Annotated in this window: 18 protein-coding genes and 1 riboswitch; of the genes, 11 read left to right on the top strand and 7 right to left on the bottom strand. The window is 68.4% G+C overall.

What is annotated here, in order from left to right; translation table 11 throughout:
* Window positions 1-61: 61 nt before the first annotated feature.
* On the top strand, window positions 62-688 hold the full coding sequence (locus tag AC1RRW_RS13955; protein ID WP_492901371.1) for a DUF2272 domain-containing protein: 627 nt from the start codon (window positions 62-64) through the stop codon (window positions 686-688).
* Between the two features lie 3 nt (window positions 689-691).
* Here the strand turns inward: AC1RRW_RS13955 and dapD are convergent, their stop codons facing one another.
* A complete protein-coding gene (gene dapD / locus AC1RRW_RS13960; RefSeq protein WP_492901372.1) occupies window positions 692-1,537 on the bottom strand; it encodes a 2,3,4,5-tetrahydropyridine-2,6-dicarboxylate N-succinyltransferase in 846 nt (281 codons plus the stop codon).
* 190 nt (window positions 1,538-1,727) lie between these two features.
* Here dapD and AC1RRW_RS13965 point away from each other — a divergent pair, with 190 nt between their 5' ends.
* Both AC1RRW_RS13965 and AC1RRW_RS13970 read left to right on the top strand, forming a co-directional pair.
* Complete coding sequence (locus tag AC1RRW_RS13965) at window positions 1,728-2,012, top strand: hypothetical protein (RefSeq protein WP_492901373.1); 285 nt, start codon at window positions 1,728-1,730, stop codon at window positions 2,010-2,012.
* Window positions 2,013-2,333: 321 nt separating this feature from the next.
* Window positions 2,334-2,585: a hypothetical protein gene (locus AC1RRW_RS13970; RefSeq protein WP_492901374.1), complete on the top strand. Its 252-nt coding sequence runs from the start codon at window positions 2,334-2,336 to the stop codon at window positions 2,583-2,585.
* A 7-nt stretch (window positions 2,586-2,592) separates the two neighbouring features.
* Here the strand turns inward: AC1RRW_RS13970 and AC1RRW_RS13975 are convergent, their stop codons facing one another.
* Both AC1RRW_RS13975 and nth read right to left on the bottom strand, forming a co-directional pair.
* Entirely contained in the window at window positions 2,593-3,126 is a 534-nt protein-coding gene (locus tag AC1RRW_RS13975) for a MarR family winged helix-turn-helix transcriptional regulator (RefSeq protein ID WP_492901375.1), read from the bottom strand.
* Window positions 3,127-3,192: 66 nt separating this feature from the next.
* Window positions 3,193-3,906 (bottom strand): endonuclease III, encoded by a 714-nt coding sequence (gene nth, locus AC1RRW_RS13980; protein ID WP_492901376.1) that lies wholly within the window; start codon window positions 3,904-3,906, stop codon window positions 3,193-3,195.
* Window positions 3,907-3,926: 20 nt separating this feature from the next.
* On the opposite strand from nth, the gene AC1RRW_RS13985 reads away from it, so the two are divergent.
* Complete coding sequence (locus AC1RRW_RS13985) at window positions 3,927-4,457, top strand: DUF2244 domain-containing protein (protein ID WP_492901377.1); 531 nt, start codon at window positions 3,927-3,929, stop codon at window positions 4,455-4,457.
* Between the two features lie 193 nt (window positions 4,458-4,650).
* Entirely contained in the window at window positions 4,651-5,568 is a 918-nt protein-coding gene (locus AC1RRW_RS13990; protein WP_492901583.1) for a methylated-DNA--[protein]-cysteine S-methyltransferase, read from the top strand.
* On the opposite strand, the gene AC1RRW_RS13995 is transcribed toward AC1RRW_RS13990, so the two are convergent.
* On the bottom strand, window positions 5,569-7,152 hold the full coding sequence (locus tag AC1RRW_RS13995) for an ABC transporter substrate-binding protein (RefSeq protein WP_492901378.1): 1,584 nt from the start codon (window positions 7,150-7,152) through the stop codon (window positions 5,569-5,571).
* Between the two features lie 486 nt (window positions 7,153-7,638).
* Here AC1RRW_RS13995 and AC1RRW_RS14000 point away from each other — a divergent pair, with 486 nt between their 5' ends.
* Entirely contained in the window at window positions 7,639-8,637 is a 999-nt protein-coding gene (locus AC1RRW_RS14000) for an AraC family transcriptional regulator (RefSeq protein WP_492901379.1), read from the top strand.
* 8 nt (window positions 8,638-8,645) lie between these two features.
* Here the strand turns inward: AC1RRW_RS14000 and AC1RRW_RS14005 are convergent, their stop codons facing one another.
* Window positions 8,646-9,578 (bottom strand): polysaccharide deacetylase family protein, encoded by a 933-nt coding sequence (locus AC1RRW_RS14005; RefSeq protein WP_492901380.1) that lies wholly within the window; start codon window positions 9,576-9,578, stop codon window positions 8,646-8,648.
* Window positions 9,579-9,674: 96 nt separating this feature from the next.
* Window positions 9,675-10,214 carry a flavin reductase family protein gene (locus AC1RRW_RS14010; RefSeq protein WP_492901381.1) on the bottom strand — a complete coding sequence of 180 codons (540 nt, stop codon included), beginning with the start codon at window positions 10,212-10,214 and terminating at the stop codon, window positions 9,675-9,677.
* A gap of 134 nt (window positions 10,215-10,348) precedes the next feature.
* Between AC1RRW_RS14010 and AC1RRW_RS14015 the strand changes: the two genes are divergently transcribed.
* Together AC1RRW_RS14015 and AC1RRW_RS14020 are read left to right on the top strand one after the other, a co-directional pair.
* Window positions 10,349-11,500 (top strand): MFS transporter, encoded by a 1,152-nt coding sequence (locus AC1RRW_RS14015; RefSeq protein ID WP_492901382.1) that lies wholly within the window; start codon window positions 10,349-10,351, stop codon window positions 11,498-11,500.
* A gap of 108 nt (window positions 11,501-11,608) precedes the next feature.
* Window positions 11,609-11,779: a hypothetical protein gene (locus AC1RRW_RS14020; protein WP_492901383.1), complete on the top strand. Its 171-nt coding sequence runs from the start codon at window positions 11,609-11,611 to the stop codon at window positions 11,777-11,779.
* Between the two features lie 69 nt (window positions 11,780-11,848).
* On the opposite strand, the gene ggt is transcribed toward AC1RRW_RS14020, so the two are convergent.
* Window positions 11,849-13,444, bottom strand: a complete 1,596-nt coding sequence (gene ggt / locus AC1RRW_RS14025; protein ID WP_492901384.1) for a gamma-glutamyltransferase — start codon at window positions 13,442-13,444, stop codon at window positions 11,849-11,851.
* 151 nt (window positions 13,445-13,595) lie between these two features.
* Window positions 13,596-13,698: riboswitch (TPP riboswitch) on the top strand.
* Window positions 13,699-13,768: 70 nt separating this feature from the next.
* Here ggt and thiC point away from each other — a divergent pair.
* The 3 genes from thiC to thiE are packed head-to-tail and all read left to right on the top strand — an operon-like array spanning window position 13,769 to window position 17,033.
* Window positions 13,769-15,631, top strand: coding sequence for a phosphomethylpyrimidine synthase ThiC (gene thiC / locus AC1RRW_RS14030; RefSeq protein ID WP_492901385.1), 1,863 nt, complete (start codon window positions 13,769-13,771; stop codon window positions 15,629-15,631).
* Window positions 15,632-15,639: 8 nt separating this feature from the next.
* A complete protein-coding gene (locus tag AC1RRW_RS14035) occupies window positions 15,640-16,395 on the top strand; it encodes a hydroxyethylthiazole kinase (RefSeq protein ID WP_492901386.1) in 756 nt (251 codons plus the stop codon).
* Window positions 16,392-17,033, top strand: coding sequence for a thiamine phosphate synthase (gene thiE / locus AC1RRW_RS14040; protein ID WP_492901387.1), 642 nt, complete (start codon window positions 16,392-16,394; stop codon window positions 17,031-17,033). Before AC1RRW_RS14035 ends, thiE begins: the two co-directional genes overlap by 4 nt.

A 17,033-nucleotide genomic window follows, 5' to 3' on the forward strand; every position in this document is an offset into this window, starting at 1 on the left:
CCTCGTCTCACCAACCGAATGCGCAAACTACCTCAAAAACGCAGGATACGCTTCCGTGTAAATGAAGCATGCTCTAGCTGAGAATTGTCGGAGCGAATATCAGCGCTGGGATGAAGGTGCAGGACGCGAAACACAAGGTAAGGATGAAGGCTTCGCGAAAGACTTCTACCTATTCGTTAAAGAATATTGGGTCAGTATCGGGAACAACAACCTGACCGGCCGAACCGTCGTAAATGGCAAGCGCCCGGCTTGGTCATCCGCCTTCGTTTCTCACTGCATCAAAAAATCACAGGCCGGCCCTCGCTTCCTCTATACTCAGGCACACTGCCACTATATCAATAGAGAGATGATCGCCGCTGAGAATCCCTCGGACGATTTCGGTTATGTTGCACGACTGACTACCGAGTATAAGCCTCGGATAGGAGACATTCTCTGCGGTGGGCGCGAATACGCCAAGAGATATGACTACGCTCAAGCGCGACTAATCTACGAAGCTGACAGCTTCTATCCATCTCATGGCGACATTATCGTGGACGTTTCACCTCAGCGCGTGACCACGATCGGCGGCAACATCATCGACAATGTGGATAAGAAAACATTCCCTCTGACATCGGCTGGCTATATACGGGACCGCATCGTCGATGGCACGTCGATCCCATGGATCGCGGTTCTCAGCTGTAGGCTGTGAGCATCAGTCCCGCAGCAATTCGTTGATCCCGGTCTTCGATCGCGTCTGCGCGTCGACCGTCTTGACGATGACGGCGCAGGAGAGCGAGGGGCTGGGCGTGCCGTCCGAGAACGGCTTTCCGGGCAGCGAGCCCGGCACCACCACCGAATAGGGCGGCACCTTGCCGACATGGACCGCGCCGGTGGCGCGGTCGACGATCTTGGTCGAGGCCGAGATGAAGACGCCCATCGAGAGCACCGAGCCCTCGCCGACGATGACGCCCTCGACGACCTCGGAGCGGGCGCCGATGAAGCAGTTGTCCTCGATGATGGTCGGGTTGGCCTGCAGCGGCTCGAGCACGCCGCCGATGCCGACGCCGCCCGAGAGATGCACGTTCTTGCCGATCTGGGCGCAGGAACCGACGGTCGCCCAGGTGTCGACCATCGTGCCGGAATCGACATAGGCGCCGATGTTGACGAAGGACGGCATCAGCACGACGTTCTGCGCCAGATAGGAGCCACGGCGCGCCGCCGCCGGCGGCACGACGCGGAAGCCCGCGGCGCGGAAGCGGTTCTCGCCCCAGCCGGCGAATTTCGACGGCACCTTGTCCCAGAACACGGCGTCGCCCGGGCCGTTGGCGATGATCATGTTGTCGGTCAGGCGGAAGGAGAGCAGCACCGCCTTCTTCAGCCATTGATGCACGACCCAGTCCGCGCCCTGCTTCCCGGCGACGCGGGCCTGGCCTGAATCGAGCAGCTCGATCGCGGTCTCGACCGCCTCGCGCACCGCGCCTTTGGTGTTGACGCCGATCTCGGCGCGCGCCTCCCAGGCGGCGTCGATGGTCTGGCTCAGATCCGCATTCGTCGTCATGGCTCAGGCTTTCTCGTCATGGTCGGCCTCGTGCCGGCCATCCACGTCTCGCGACGCGGACAAGATGAAGACGTGGATGCTCGGGACAGGCCCGGGCATGACGGGGGAGCGATGGCCGATGAGGGCGGCCGCGTCAAGGGAACGAGCGCGCCTTCGATGTGTTGGAAGGCATGCCACGATGGAGACGCCGATGAACCGGATCGCCCTCACAGTCCTGCTCCTGCTCGCCGCGCAGCCGGCGCTGGCGCAGCCGCGCCCTTCCTCGCCCGAGCGCAGTTGCGCCGCGAACCGGCAGAGCGTCGCGGCCAGCGGCGCGGTCGTGCTGGGAACGGGCGGCTACACCTATGACCGCTTCGTGCGCGACCGCAGCTTCTGCGAGCATGGCGACTATCTGGAGCCCGCCTTCGTGCCGAGCCGCGACACGCAGAGCTGCTTCGTCGGCTATCGCTGCAAGGTCGACCTGCCCTGGGATTGAGGCCAGCGGCCGGCCTTGCCGCCGCGCCGGGCCTGTGGGAGCGGCTTTTTGCGGCTCGTTTCAGGATCGGTCATGCGTCTCAGGATCAGCAACGCTCCCGGCATCTTCGTCGAGGGCGCGGCCATCGCCGAACTCGTTCCCGCCGGCGGCGCGACCCGTCGACGCGAGCTTCGACGCATCGAGCCATGTCGTGCTGCCCGGCCTGCTCAACACGCATCATCATTTCTACCAAATGCTGGCGCGGGTCCATCCGGCCCGTCCGGAATCTTGACTTAATTTGGGCTTTCGCTGAGCGCCGCGAGCTGAAGGAGCCGAAACGCCATGAAAATGCGGGTGATCGCCGTTCTGGGGCTGGCGCTGCTCGGCGGCGGCTGCATCACGCTGGAAGAGCGGCGCGCGCTCGACGCCGAGCAGTGTCGCGGCTACGGCTTCCGCGCCGGAACCGATGCCTTCGCGCAGTGCATGCAGGAGATCGACCTCGACCGCGCGGCGAGCCGCAGGGCCTGGGCCTATCGCGATTTCGGCGGCCCCTATGGCGGCTTCGGCTTCGGTTACGGCTTCCGCCGCTGGTGAACGCGGATCAGGCGCCGTCCCCGGGCGGCGGCCTGAAATCGCGGAGTTCCGGCAGCCTGGCATGGAGCCGGCGCAGATAGCCGGTGAGTTCGGCCCGCTCATCGTCGGAGAAACCGGCGAGCATGAGCTTTTCGCGCGCCGTCGCCAGCGCGATCAGCCGGTCGTGCAGGGCGTAGCCGCTCGGCGTCAGTTCCAGCACCTGACGGCGGGCGTCGCGGACATCGGGGTTTTCCGCGACATGACCGGCCGCGACGAGGGCCGCGACCGAGCGGCTGACCGCGCCCTTGTCGAGCCCGATCACCTCGCAGATGCGCTGCGCCGCGATGGCGGGCTCGATCGCGAGCTGCGAGATCACGCGCCATTCGGTGACGCCGACGCCGAACTGCTCGAGATAGAGCCGGGAGGACGAGCGCGACCAGGCGTTGGAGATCGCGGTGAGGAAATAGGGCACATAGCCCTGGAGATCGAGGACATCGCGCATCGTCCCGCCCCCTTCGCCCAGCGTGTTTCGGCCCGCCCTGTGGCGCATCGTCGAGGGCATGGCGTCTCCTTCGTCCCGGCCGCCCATCTTCCATGCGCCATGGCCGCGGGCAAGCACGATAGGAGGTCAGGCGACGCGCTTGTCGGCCGAGTCGCAGAGATCGGCGAGCAGGCAGGAGGGGCAGGCAGGCCGCAGCGCCTTGCAGGTGTAGCGGCCGTGCAGGATCAGCCAGTGATGGGCGTGGCGGCCGAATTCCTCCGGCACGGCCTTCTCCAGTCCGAGCTCGACCTGCAGCACGTTGCGGCCCGGCGCGAGGCGCAGCCGGTTGGCGACGCGGAAGACATGGGTGTCGACCGCGTGGGTGATTTCGCCGAAGGCCGTGTTGAGCACGACGTTGGCCGTCTTGCGGCCGACGCCGGGCAGGCTCTCGAGCTCGGCCCGCGTCGTCGGGACCCGCCCGCCGAATTCGGCGATCAGCTTTTCGCTGAGCGCGATCACGTTCTTCGCCTTGGTGCGGAACAGCCCGATGGTCTTGACGAGCTCGCGCACCCGCTCCTCGCCCAGCGCCAGCATCGCCTGCGGCGTGTCGGCGAGCGCGAAGAGCTTGCGCGTCGCCTTGTTGACCCCGGCGTCGGTCGCCTGCGCCGAGAGCACGACCGCGACCAAGAGCGTGAACGGGTTGACGTGTTCGAGCTCGCCCTTGGGCTCGGGATCGGCGGCCTGGAAACGCAGGAAGATCTCGCGGATCTCGCCTGGCTTGCGCGGACGGACGGCGCCGGCCATGCGGGCGGCCGGGACCGTCCCGGTGGCGCGGCGTTTCACCCTGTTCTCCTGCCTCATCGCGGCGTTATAGTGCCGCCATGAGTTCCGGCAAGCCTGACTCCAGCGCCAGCGCCGCCGCCATGGCGGAGCGGCCCGTCTTCGACGCGACGATCACGCCGCACCGTTCGCTCGGCCAGAACGGCTTTCGCACCGTGATGACGCTCGTCTGCCTGATCAGCGTCGCGGCCTCGATCCCGTTCATGGTGCTCGGCGCCTGGCCGGTGGCGGGCTTCTTCGGCCTCGACGCGATCGCGCTGTTCATCGCCTTCCACGTCAATTTTCGTCATGCCCGCGCCTTCGAGCGGATCGTGGTCACGCCGCTCGAGGTGCTGCTGCGAAAGGTCTCGCATCATGGCCGCGAGGCGATCTGGCGCTTCAACCCGGCCTGGACGAAGCTGGAGCGCCAGACCGACGAGGATTACGGGCTGCTTCATCTCAAACTGGTCTCGCGCGGGCAGAGCGTCCCGGTCGCTGCGGCGCTGTCGCCCGACGAACGCGAGGGTTTCGCCGAAGCGCTTGGGACGGCGCTGGCCAGCGCGCGACGGGGCGGCGATTTCGGGACGGCGTGAAGTGGGGCCTGCCTACGACAGGCCGTATCGTCTTCCCAGCTTTCGGGTGGAGACGGCTTGCCGCGACGCCTAGTTTCGCATCATCAGATCCAATGCGAGGTGCGATAGAGCCATGACCGCCGCGATCCAGAAACTCAACGCCATGACGCCGACCCGCTTTTCCAACGCCGTGCTGGCGCGCGCGGTCGAGGCGATGCCGCGGGAGGCCGATTTCCCCTCGACCGCGCCCGGCTCCGACTACGACACCGTCCGGCGCGTGCTCGCCTTCATCACCGAGACCTGGCGCGAGCAGCCCTCGATCGAGGCGATCGCGGAGGCGGCCGGCGCGACGCCGACCGACGTCCATCACCTGTTCCGGCGCTGGTGCGGGCTGACCCCCAAGGCCTTCCTGCAGGCGATCACGCTCGACCATGCCAAGGGCCTGCTCGGCGCGTCCGCCAGCGTCCTCGACGCCAGCCTCCAGGTCGGGCTTTCGGGACCGGGCCGGCTGCACGATCTCTTCGTGACCCATGAGGCGATGTCGCCGGGCGAGTGGAAGGCTGGCGGCGAGGGGCTGGTCCTGTCATACGGCTTCCATGCCTCGCCCTTCGGCGAAGCGCTGATCGTGACGACGCCGCGCGGGCTCGCCGGGCTCGGCTGGGTCTCGACCAGCGTAGACGGCGGCAAGGTCGTCGGCGGCCGGGCGGAGGCGCTGGCCGACATGATGCGGCGCTGGCCCCATGCCGATTACCGCTTCGACCCCCAGACGACCGCGTCCTACGCGGCGCGCATCTTCGATCCGAACGCCTGGCAGGCCGAGACGCCCCTGCGCGTCGTCCTGATCGGCACGGATTTCGAGGTCAGGGTCTGGGAGACGCTGCTCAAGATCCCGGTCGGCCACGCCACCACCTATGGCGATGTCGCCAGCCATATCGGCAAGCCCACCGCCTCCCGCGCGGTCGGCGCGGCGGTCGGCAAGAACCCGATCTCCTTCGTCGTGCCCTGCCACCGCGTCATCGGCAAGTCTGGCGCGCTGACCGGCTATCACTGGGGCCTGACGCGCAAGCGCGCCATCCTCGGCTGGGAGGCCGGCCAGACGGGCGGCCAAGCAGGCAGTTCCGTCGCCGCGTGATCAGACCCGGCGCAGGCCCCAGGGATAGGGAGCCGAGCCCGGCAGCATGCCGGTGAGGTTCTTGCGCCAGGCGGTGCGGATGACGAACTGGCCCAGCGGGATGGTCGCGACCTCCTCAAGCGCCAGCCGCGCCAGGGCGACGGCGGCCGTCTTGCGACCGGCGTCGTCCTCCGCATAGAGCCAGGTTTCCGCCAGTTCCTCGGCCCTGGCGCTCTCCCACCAGCCGAACCAGCCCTTGGCCCCCTGTCCGCGCACCAGCAGCGACAAGGCAGGGTTGCCCCAGCCGCTCGCCGGGCCGGTCGTGTGGAAGATGCTCCAGCCGCCTTTCTCGACGCTTTCGCGGTTGCCGCGGCGCTGCACCACCGTGCCCCAGTCGCTGTCGGCCATCTGCACGTTCATGCCGAGCCTCTGGAGCAGTTCGCCGGTGACCTGACCGAGCGGGCCGATATCGGGAAAGTCGGTCGGGTTGATGATCACGACCCTCTCGCCGGCATAGCCGGACGCCGCCAGCGCCGCCTTCGCCTTGTCGAGACTCTGGGGCATCAGATCCTCCTGCTCGCCGGAATAATAGGGCGTGCCGCGCGGCCAGAGGCTGCGGCAGCTCTGCCAGAGCGAGGTGTCGTCGCCCTGGGTGGCGCGCATATAGTCTTCCTGCTTCACCGCCATGCGGACGGCGGCCCGGACCTTCGGATTGTTGAAGGGCGGATGCAGGTGGTTCAGCCGCATGATCGCGAGGCGGCCGGACGTGTCGGTGGCCTCGCGCACGATATCCGGGCTCTTCGCCAGCATCGGATGGAGATCGGCGAGCGGGCGCTCCCACCAGTCGACCTCGCCTTTGATCAGGGCGGCCGCGGCGGTCGCGGGGTCGGGCAGGATCTGCCACTCGATCCGATCGAAATGCGCGACCTTGCCGCCGGCATTGCGACTCGGCGGCTCCGGACGGGGCCTGTAACCTGCGAACTTCTCGTAGACCGCCTTGCTGCCGGAGACGTATTCGCCCGCGACGAAGCGGTAGGGCCCCGAGCCCGTGATCTCCGCTACCTGCTTGTTGGCGTCGGTCGCGGCGAGCCGCTCGGGCATGATGAAGAGCGGCGTGTCGACCTTGGCGAGCGCATCGAGAAGGGTCGGGAAGGCGCGGCTCAGCCTGAGCTCGAAGGTCAGGTCATCGAGGGCGGCGATCCCGGCCGTGACCCTGCCCAGCAACTGGCCATAGCTGTCGCGCTGGCACCAGCGCTTGAGGCTGGCGGCGCAGTCGGCGGCGCGCACGGCCTGGCCGTCATGGAAGACGAGGCCGTCGCGCAGCCTGATCCGCCAGACCTTGCCGCCATCCAGCACCTCATGCCCGGCCGCCATCTGCGGCTGCGGCCTGAACGCCATGTCCATGCCGTAGAGCGTGTCGTAGACGTAATAGCCGTGATTGTTGGTCACGGTCGCGGTCGTCCAGATCGGGTCGAGCGCGCTGAGATTGGCCTGCGGCACGAATTTCAGGACGCTTCGCGCGGTCTGGGCCGCGGCGAGACCGAGGAGCGAGGGGCCGGCCAGGCCCGCGCCGGCGGCGGCCTTCAGGAATGTGCGGCGCTTCATGCGATCTCCCCTCTCGACCAGACCGGCCGCTGCGCCGGATCGTCATGATCAAAGCCGAGATCGCGCGCCTTGTCTGCATGACATTCGCAGATGGGGCCGAGAGCGCGCCGGCGCCGCAATGCCCGAGCGTCGCGTGCAACTGTTCTTACTGTCAGAGGATTTTATCGGCATCAGATCGGCAATCCTACTTCACCAGACCGACAATCCTGGTTCATCAATTACGCAAACTCCAAAATAATTCACTTCTCCGGAGACATTTTTTTATCGACCGGGCAATTTCAAGAACGTAGTCTTCCGATCAGCCGCTTGATATCCGTGTCAACAGCATGCGGCATACCGATTGGCGTTCGCCGCGACGAGTGGGAATTCGGGGGTCTTCGACATGGTCGCGACGGCGTTCGATGTGGCGACCGGACCCGGTCGCCACAGAAGCATGGATTTCCGGACCGGGCGTCGATCCCGCCAGGATTACGGCAGGCGTCCGTCATGACGCCCGAGCTATCTTCCGCGCCGACACAGTCCCGCTACCCAAGACATTTCGCCACCCACGACGTCGCCGATGCGACGGAACATTTCCGCGACGCCGGCATCGACGTGCGCATCCGGCCGCTCGGCAATCACTCCGGGCGCATCGCGCTGTCGTCGATGAAAGGGATCATAGAAGGCGTGAATTTCGCCTGCGCGGCCTTCGAGCAGCCTGTCGAGATCATTGCGCGCGAGAGCTTCGAGGCGGTGGAACTGCTGTTTCCGGTCATGGGATCGACCGACATCACCCTCGGCCGGCGCACCCTCACCTTCGCCGGCCGGAACGCGGCGATCTTCGACGTGCAGCAGATGCGGTCGCTGAAGCGGTCGCCCTCGTCGGAGAATTACGGCATCTTCATCGATCAGAGCATGCTGACCGGCCGGCTGTTCGAGCTGACCGGAACGCCGGTGACGCGCAAGCTGGAATTCGCGCCCGAACTCGATCTTGCGCAGCCCACGGCCGTCGCCCTCAGAGACTTCCTGACCGGCCTCGGGCAGGCCAACATCCTGCCGGAGCTCACCCATGCGCCGCAGAGCAGAAGGCGGCTCGCGGCGCTGGTCGCGGACATGGTGCTGGAGCTGCTGCCGCACAACTACCGGGACGCCCTGCAACGCGCTCCCGGCATGATCGCGCCCAAGCACGTCAAGCGGACGGTCGACTACATCCACGCCCATGCGCAGTCCGGCTTCAGTTCGGAGGATCTGGTGCGGGTCTCGGGCGTCAGCCTGCGGGCGCTGCAATACGGTTTCCGCAAGTTCCTCGACGCCTCGATCTCGGAATATGAGCGCTCCGTCCGGCTCGACCGCGCCCGGTGCGATATCGAGGCCGAGCCGGGCGAACGGATCGCCATGATCTGCCAGCGCTGGGGCTTCTCCAACTTCACGCGCTTCAACCGGCAGTTCGAAGCCGCCTTCGGCGTCAGCGCGGTCACGCTGCGCAGGAAGCTGCTGCAGCGCTGAGGCGGATCTCAACCCGCTCCCGGGCCTGGCTCGGCGTCGGGGCAGGCCGCGAGGAAATGCCGCGCGATCTCGGCGCGCGGCGCGATCCAGGCCGCGCCCGAGCCCGCGACATGAGCCAGGATTCGGTCGAGCGCCGCCATCCGGCCCGGCCGACCGATCATCCGCAAATGCAGGCCGATCGAGAGCATCCTCGGCGCATGCGCTCCCTCCTTCGCCAGCCAGTCGAAGGCGCCGATCACGTAGTCGGCGAAATCGGCGCCGCTGAAGCGGTTGGTGTGGAAGAAATGCATGTCGTTGGTGTCGAAGGCATAGGGCATCACGAGGTGCCGCTTGCCGGCCACCGTGACGCGATAGGGCAGGTCGTCGTTGTAGGCGTCGCTGTCGTAGAGGAAGCCGCCCTCCTCGACGAGCAGCCGGCGCGTGTTCGGCGAGGCCGCCGAGCGCGTGTGCCAGCCGACGGGCCGCCGCCCGGCGACCTCCGCGATGGCGGCGACGGTGCGGGCGATCGCGACGCGCTCCTCGTCCTCCGCCATGCCGGCATGGCTCTGCCAGCGCCAGCCATGGGCCGAGACCTCGTGGCCGCGCGCGACGGCGTCGCGCGCCAGCTCCGGATTGCGCAGCACGGCGAGCCCGCAGGCGCTGACCGTCGCCTTCGCGCCATGGCCGTCGAGCGCGTCCATCACCCGCCACCAGCCGGCGCGGGTGCCGTATTCGAAATGGCTCTCGATGCAGGGATCGGGCCCGTCCAGCCTGTGGTCGACCTCGTAGATCGCCTCGTTGCGGCCGTCCCCGCCGGAAACGGTGAACTCCGCGCCCTCCTCGAAATTGACCACGAAGGAAACCGCGACCTTCGCGCCGCCCGGCCAGCGCGGATGGGGCGGCCTGCCGCGATAGCCGGCGAAGTCGCGATGGGACGCGGCGGGATCGGTTCTACTGCTCATGGGCTCGGGCCGTCGGTTCTGATCATGACGATGGCGCGCGACGCGCCGTGATGATGCTCATGCCCTCTCGCCGGCCATCAGGGCAAATCCGGCGCGTCAGCCGAGGCCGGCCTCGTCGACGGGGCGCAGCACGCCGGCATGGAACAGCAGCGGCCGGTGCGGCCGCGATCTGATCGCGACGACCTCGCCGATCAGGATGACATGGTCGCCGCCATCGTGACGGGCCCAGACGCGGCATTCGAGCAGCGGCTCGATGCCCGCCAGCACCGGCGCGCCGGTGACGCCCGGGCCATGGGCGAGGCCGACGAACTTGTCCGCCTTGCGGCTGCCGGCGAAACGCAGCGCCAGCTCGCGCTGGCCGGCGCCGAGAAAATGCACCGCATAGGCTTCCGCCGCCATGAAGGCCGCGAAGCTCGGCGTCGCCTTCGCCACGCTCCAGAGCACGAGCGGCGGATCGAGCGAGACCGAGGCGAAGGAATTGACGGTCATGCCGACGAGCCTGTCGGGCCCCGCCGCCGTGACGATGGCGACGCCGGTGGGGAACTGCCCCAGCGCCGCGCGGAAGGCGGCTGGGGTCGGGCGTCTGGATGGCTTGGGCTCGGCCGGCTTGGCTTGCGGCATGGTTCTGACGGTCATGGCCTGATCGACATCCTGGCCGGCGGAGAGGCGCAAGCGCTGGGCGGATGCGTCTCATAGACGAATCGGGGCCTGCGTCATAGCAAGCAGTCGCGGCCTCTCGGTCCGCCCCGAGCGCCGGAGCCGAGTTCCCGATGCAAAGCCCTATCCCGCCCGCGCCAGCAAGGATCGGCACGGCGCGGCAGCACGCCACCCGCGTCGCCTTCTTCATCGCCGGCTTCGCGATCGCGGCCTGGGCGCCGCTCGTGCCCTTCGTGCAGGCGCGGCTCGGGCTCGATGCGCAGGGCCTCGGCCTCGTGCTGCTCTGCCTCGGCCTCGGCTCGATGCTGGCGATGCCGCTGGCCGGCGCGCTGACGGCAAGGTTCGGCTGCCGGCGCATCCTCGTCGCGACCACGCTTCTCGCCTGCCTCGCCTTTCCGCTGCTGGTGATCGTCGAGAACCATCTTGCGCTGGCGCTCGCGCTTTTCGTCTTCGGCGCGGGGATCGGCTGCCTCGACTGCGCCATCAACATCCAGGCGATCGTCGTCGAGCGTGCGGCGGCGCGGCCGATGATGTCGGGCTTCCACGGCCTGTTCAGCGTCGGCGGCATCGCGGGCGCGGGCGGCGTCAGCCTGATGCTGCTCGCCGGCGCGACACCGCTCGCGGCGGCGCTCGGCGTCGTCGGCCTGACCTTGCTCGCGCTGTTCTCGAGCGCGCGGCATTTCCTGAGCGAGGGCGGGGAAAGCTCGCGGAGCGGCTTCGCCTGGCCGCGTGGCGTCGTGCTGCTGATCGGCGCGCTCTGCTTCGTGCTGTTCCTGGCCGAGGGCGCGCTGCTCGACTGGAGCGCGGTCTTCCTGACCGGCGTGCGCGGGGTCGATCCGGCGCAGGCCGGCTTCGGCTATGCCGCCTTCGCCGCGACGATGACGCTCGGCCGGCTGTTCGGCGATCGCATGGTGAGACGTGTCGGCGCAGGCCGCATCGTCGTGCTCGGCAGCCTGATCGCGGGCTCAGGCTTCGTGCTGGCGACGCTGCTGAGCGACTGGCGGCTGGTTCTGCTCGCCTATGCCCTGGTCGGCGTCGGCTGCTCCAATGTCGTGCCCGTTCTCTATTCGGCGACCGGCCGCCAGCGCGTCATGCCGGAGAGCCAGGCCGTCTCGGCGGTCACCACGCTGGGCTATTCGGGCATCCTGCTCGGCCCCGCCGCGATCGGTTTCGCCGCCCAGGCGACGAGCCTGCCCATCGCCTTCGGCGGCATCGCCGGGCTGCTGGCGCTGGCGGCGCTGGCCGGATCGCGCCTGCGGCCGTGAGACGGGGATGAGGAGCCTCCCGCCGAAGCGCTGACGAAGGATAAATTTCTCTTCTGTCGCATCAGGAGAGACGGCTTTTCGCTTATTCTCCGTCGCAGCCCGCGCGCGATGAAATTTTCCTCTTGCGACCTCGTCGCGGCGATGAAGAACGGCGAGGTGGTCGAGGCCGGGCCGATCGGCGAAGTCTTCGGGTCGGCGCGCCATCCTTATACGAGGGCGCCGCTCGACTCGATTACGGGGCGGGATTTCGGGCCGAAGCCGGCGCTGGTCAGCGCCTGACGGCCTGAAGTGACGGCATTCCACCTGTCGTCATCGCGAGCGCGGCGAAGCAATGACGATGGAGCCGCCTCACACCGCCAGCGCCATGCCGTCCTTGCGGTGGTCGGAGGCGCCGTACATCACGCCGCGCGCGCGATCGAGCTGGACCGCCTGGCAGCCGCCGAGCGGCGAATCGAGATACTGGATCGCGTGGCCCCGGCCGGCGAGATCGTCGGCGACGGTCTTGGGGATGGTGGTTTCGAGCTGAAGCACGCCATCGACCGCGAAACTGCGCGGAAGGTCCGAGGCCTGCTGCAGGTCGAGCCCGAGATCGACGAGCCCCGAGAGGAACTGCGCGTGGCCGGTCGCCTGATACTGCCCGCCCATCACGCCGAAAGCGATGAGCGGCTTGCCGTCGCGCTCGATCAGGCCGGGAATGATGGTGTGCATCGGCCGCTTGCCCGGCGCGATGGCGTTCGGATGGCCCTCGATCAGGCGGAAGCCCGTGCCGCGATTCTGCAGCAGCACGCCCGATTTCGGCGCGTAGATGCCGCTGCCGAAGGCGTGGAAGAGCGAGTTGATGAAGGAGACCATGTTGCCGTCGCGATCGGCGACGCAGAGATAGACCGTGTCGCGATGCACCGGCATGTCGAAGGCGGAGGCCTCGCTCGCCTGATTCAGGCTGATCCTGGCTCGCAGCGCCGCCACCATCTCGTCCGAGAGCAGCGCCTCGACATCGAACGGGCTGAAGGCCGGGTCGGCGACCAGCGCGTCGCGCCGGCGATAGGCCGCCCTGCTCGCCTCGGCGAGCAGGTGGATGCGGTCGGCCTCGCTCAGCGTCGCGTCACTCAGGTCGAAGCCCGAGAGGATGCGCGCGATCAGGAGCGCCGCGACGCCCTGCCCGTTGGGCGGGCACTCGACGAGGCGATGGCCGCGATAGTCGGTCCCGATCGGGTCGCCATAATCCGATTTCGTCCTCGCCAGATCCTCGGGCTCCATCAGCCCGCCCAGCGCCTTCAGCGTGGCGGCGATCTCGTCGGCGACCGCGCCCTCGTAGAAGGCGGCGCGGCCCTCCTTCGCGACGCGGCGCAGCGTCTCAGCCAGAGCCGGATGCGTCATCTTCGCGCCGACGCCCGGCGCGACGCCGCCGGGCATGTAGACCGGCGCGCCCGCGCCCTGACGCAGGATGCGCGCGCCGTTGCGGCCCCAGTCGAAGGCGACGCGCGGCGTCACCACGAACCCCTCCTCGGCGGCGCGGATCGCGGGCTGGAGCACCTCGTCCAGCCCTTTGCGGCCATGATCGGCGGAGAGCCGGCACCACGCGTCGATCGCGCCCGGCACGGTGACGGCATGGGGCGATTCGAGCCCGATCGTCTCCAGCCCCCGCGCCTTGAACCAGCCGAGTTCGGCCTTGGCCGGGGCGCGGCCCGAGCCGTTGATGGCGACGGGCTTGCCGGAAGCGGGCGCGTAGAGCGCGAAACAGTCGCCGCCGACGCCGGTCATCAGCGGATCGACGACGCATTGCACCGCGACCGCCGCGATCGCCGCGTCGACCGCATTGCCGCCCGCCCGCAGGATGTCGACGGCGGCCAGCGTCGCCGCCGGATGCGAGGTCGCGGCGATGCCGCGATCGCCCACCACGAGCGAGCGCCCCGGCGCCATGTAGTCGCGCGATCCCCAGGCCATGTCCGTCTCCGACAATCCGATGGCGCCATGTGGCACAAACTCGGGGTGGCGTCACGCCGGCGCAGCCCGCGATGCGCCTGCCGGGACCGCATGCGCGGGGCAGCCATGTCCTTTGCCGGTTGCGCATGCAGGCCATCGCGCCTAACCTGCGCCTCGTTCCGAGGGGTGCTCGCAAGAGCTGAGATGGCGATGAGCCGAACCCGTCGAACCTGATCCGGGTCATACCGGCGGAGGGACTGGAACGCGGCTTGTAGCCTTGCCGCAGACAGCGACGAACCGCTTCGACGCCGGATCTCCTGGACCTTGGACCAAGGAGGAGATCCCATGAACGCCCACACGAAAACGCCGAAGAACGGCGTCAAGGCCGCGCCGCGGTCGGTCACCACCGGCCCGATCATCGGCTCGCGCAAGATCTATGTGCCGACGCCGGAGGACGCCTCGATCCGCGTGCCGTTCCGCGAGGTGCGGCTCACGACCGATTCCGAGCCGGCGGTGCGCATCTACGATCCGTCGGGCCCCTTCACCGAAACCGACGTTCGGATCGACCTGAACCAGGGCCTGCCGCAGATCCGCCGCGCCTGGCTCGACGCCCGCGGCTTCGACGCCATCCCCGGCCGTGCGGTCACCGCCGCCGACAACGGCAACATCTCGGCCGAGGCGCTGGTGCCGGCCTGCCCTGCGCGGCGCCCTGTGCTGACCGCGAAGAACGGCCGGATGGCGACGCAGTTCGAGTTCGCCCGCGCCGGCATCGTCACGCCCGAGATGATCTATGTCGCGCATCGCGAGAATCTCGGCCGCGCCGCCATGCTGGAGGGCGCGAAGGAGCGTCATGCCGACGGCGAGAGCTTCGGCGCATCGGTGCCCGAATTCGTCACGCCGGAGTTCGTGCGCTCCGAGATCGCGCGCGGACGGGCGATCATTCCCGCCAACATCAACCATCCCGAGTTGGAGCCGATGGCGATCGGCCGCAACTTCCTGGTCAAGATCAACGCCAATATCGGCAACTCCGCCGTCACCTCCGGCGCGGCCGAGGAGGTCGAGAAGCTGGTCTGGGCGATCCGGTGGGGCGCCGACACGGTGATGGACCTGTCGACCGGCCGCAACATCCACAACATCCGCTCCTGGATCCTGCGCAACTCGCCGGTGCCGATCGGCACCGTGCCGATCTACCAGGCGCTGGAGAAGGTCGGCGGCGATCCGATCAAGCTCGACTGGGAGGTGTTCAAGGACACGCTGATCGAGCAGGCCGAGCAGGGCGTCGACTACTTCACCATCCATGCCGGCGTGCGGCTGCCCTATGTGCCGCTGACCGCCTCGCGCGTCACCGGCATCGTCTCGCGCGGCGGCTCGATCATGGCGCGCTGGTGCCTGGCGCATCACAAGGAGAGCTTCCTCTACGAGCGTTTCGACGAGATCTGCGACCTGATGCGGAAATACGACGTCTCCTTCTCGCTCGGCGACGGCCTGCGTCCCGGCTCGATCGCCGACGCCAACGACCGGGCCCAGTTCGCCGAGCTGGAGACGCTGGGTGAGCTCACCAAGGTCGCCTGGGATCGCGGCTGCCAGGTGATGATCGAGGGCCCCGGCCACGTGCCGATGCACAAGATCAAGGAGAACATGGACAAGCAGCTGCGCGAATGCGGCGAGGCGCCGTTCTACACGCTCGGGCCGCTGACGACCGACATCGCGCCGGGCTACGACCACATCACCTCCGGCATCGGGGCGGCGATGATCGGCTGGTATGGCTGCGCCATGCTCTGCTACGTCACGCCCAAGGAACATCTCGGCCTGCCCGACCGCGACGACGTCAAGACCGGCGTCATCACCTACCGGATCGCGGCTCATGCCGCCGACCTCGCCAAGGGCCATCCGGCGGCGAAGCTCAGGGACGACGCGGTCAGCCGCGCTCGCTTCGATTTCCGCTGGGAGGACCAGTTCAACCTGGCGCTCGATCCCGACACGGCGCGTAGCTTCCACGACGAGACGCTGCCCAAGGACGTCCACAAGGTCGCGCATTTCTGCTCGATGTGCGGGCCAAAGTTCTGCTCGATGAAGATCACGCAGGATCTGCGCGCCGAGGTGCTGGCGATGGGCGACAACGAGCGCGCCGCATTGGAGGGCATGGCCGCCAAGTCCAGGGAGTTCCTGGACAAGGGCGCGCGGATCTATCTGCCGGCGGCGGAATGAGCAGGATTTTGGCCGCGGAACGTCTCGACGCCGCACGCGTCGCAGGCGTTCTGGCGCGCGTGGCGGACATCCGCCCGCGCGTGCAATGCCTGACCAACACGGTGGCGCAGAACATCACCGCGAACATGCTGCTCGCCTTCGGGGCGATCCCGTCGATGGCGATCCATGTCGACGAGGTCGCGGCGATGGCCGACGGGGCCGGCGCGATCCTGATCAATATCGGCACGATCAACGCCGAGAGCGAGCTTGCCATCCCCAAGCTGCTGGAGACGGCGCGCGACAAGGCCAAGCCGCTGGTCTTCGATCCGGTCTTCGTCGAGCTGTCGCCTTTGCGCCAGCATGTGGCGCGCGAGGCGCTGCGGCTGAAGGACACCGTCGTGCGCGGCAACGCGACGGAGATGGCGGCGATCGCGCCTGCGATCGCGGCGGCGGCCGACCGCAACCTGACGCTGGTCACGACGGGCAAGGTCGACCGCGTCAGCGGCGCGGGCGGCGCATTCTCGGTCGCCCATGGCCATTCTCTGATGACGAAGGTGACCGGCGTCGGCTGCGCCGCCGGCGCGCTGATCGCGGCCTGCTGCGCGGTCGAGAGCAATTTCTCCATCGCCTCGGCCGCGGCGCTGACCGCTTACGGCATCGCCGGCGAGATCGCGGCCGAACGCTGCCGGGGGCCGGGCTCGTTCGAATGGGAGCTGATCGACGCGGTGGCGGCGATCGACGAGGCGGTGCTGCGCGCGCGGATGCAGGCCGGAAGCAGGTCATGAGCGTCGACATCCTGCTCTACGGCATCGTCGATCCGCAGATCGCGCGCGGCCGCTCGCTGGCGGAGCTCGCGGCGGCGGCGGCGAGAGGCGGCGCGACGCTGCTTCAGTACCGCGCCAAGCAGGCCTCGACGCGCGAGATGGTGCGCGAGGCGAAGGCGATCCATGCGGCGCTCGCCGGAACGGCTGTGCCGCTGCTGGTCAACGACCGGATCGACGTCGCGCTCGCCGCCGGCGCCGAAGGCGTCCATCTCGGCGCCGACGACATGGAGCTTGCCGACGCTCGCCGGCTGCTCGGCGAGGCCGCGATCATCGGCGCGACGCTGAAGCACGAGCGCGAACTGCCCTATCTCGCCTCTGCCCGCATCGACTACGCCTGCATCGGCGGCGTCTTCCCGACCGCGCACAAGGACAACGCCGCCGCCCCGCTCGGCCTCGCCGGCTACCGCGCCCTGCGCGAGGCGGCACGCAGGGCTTTGGGCGACCTGCCGATCGGCGCGATCGCCGGCATCACGGCGCAGAATGCGGCCTCGGCGATGGCGGCAGGCGCGGACGGCATCGCGGCGATCGGGGCGATGTTCGGCGGCGACGATATCGAGGGCGCGACGCGGAGGCTGCGCGCGGCGCTGCGGACCGCCTGA

It is taken from the genome of Allobosea sp. GW821-FHT12C12 (assembly GCF_058807355.1).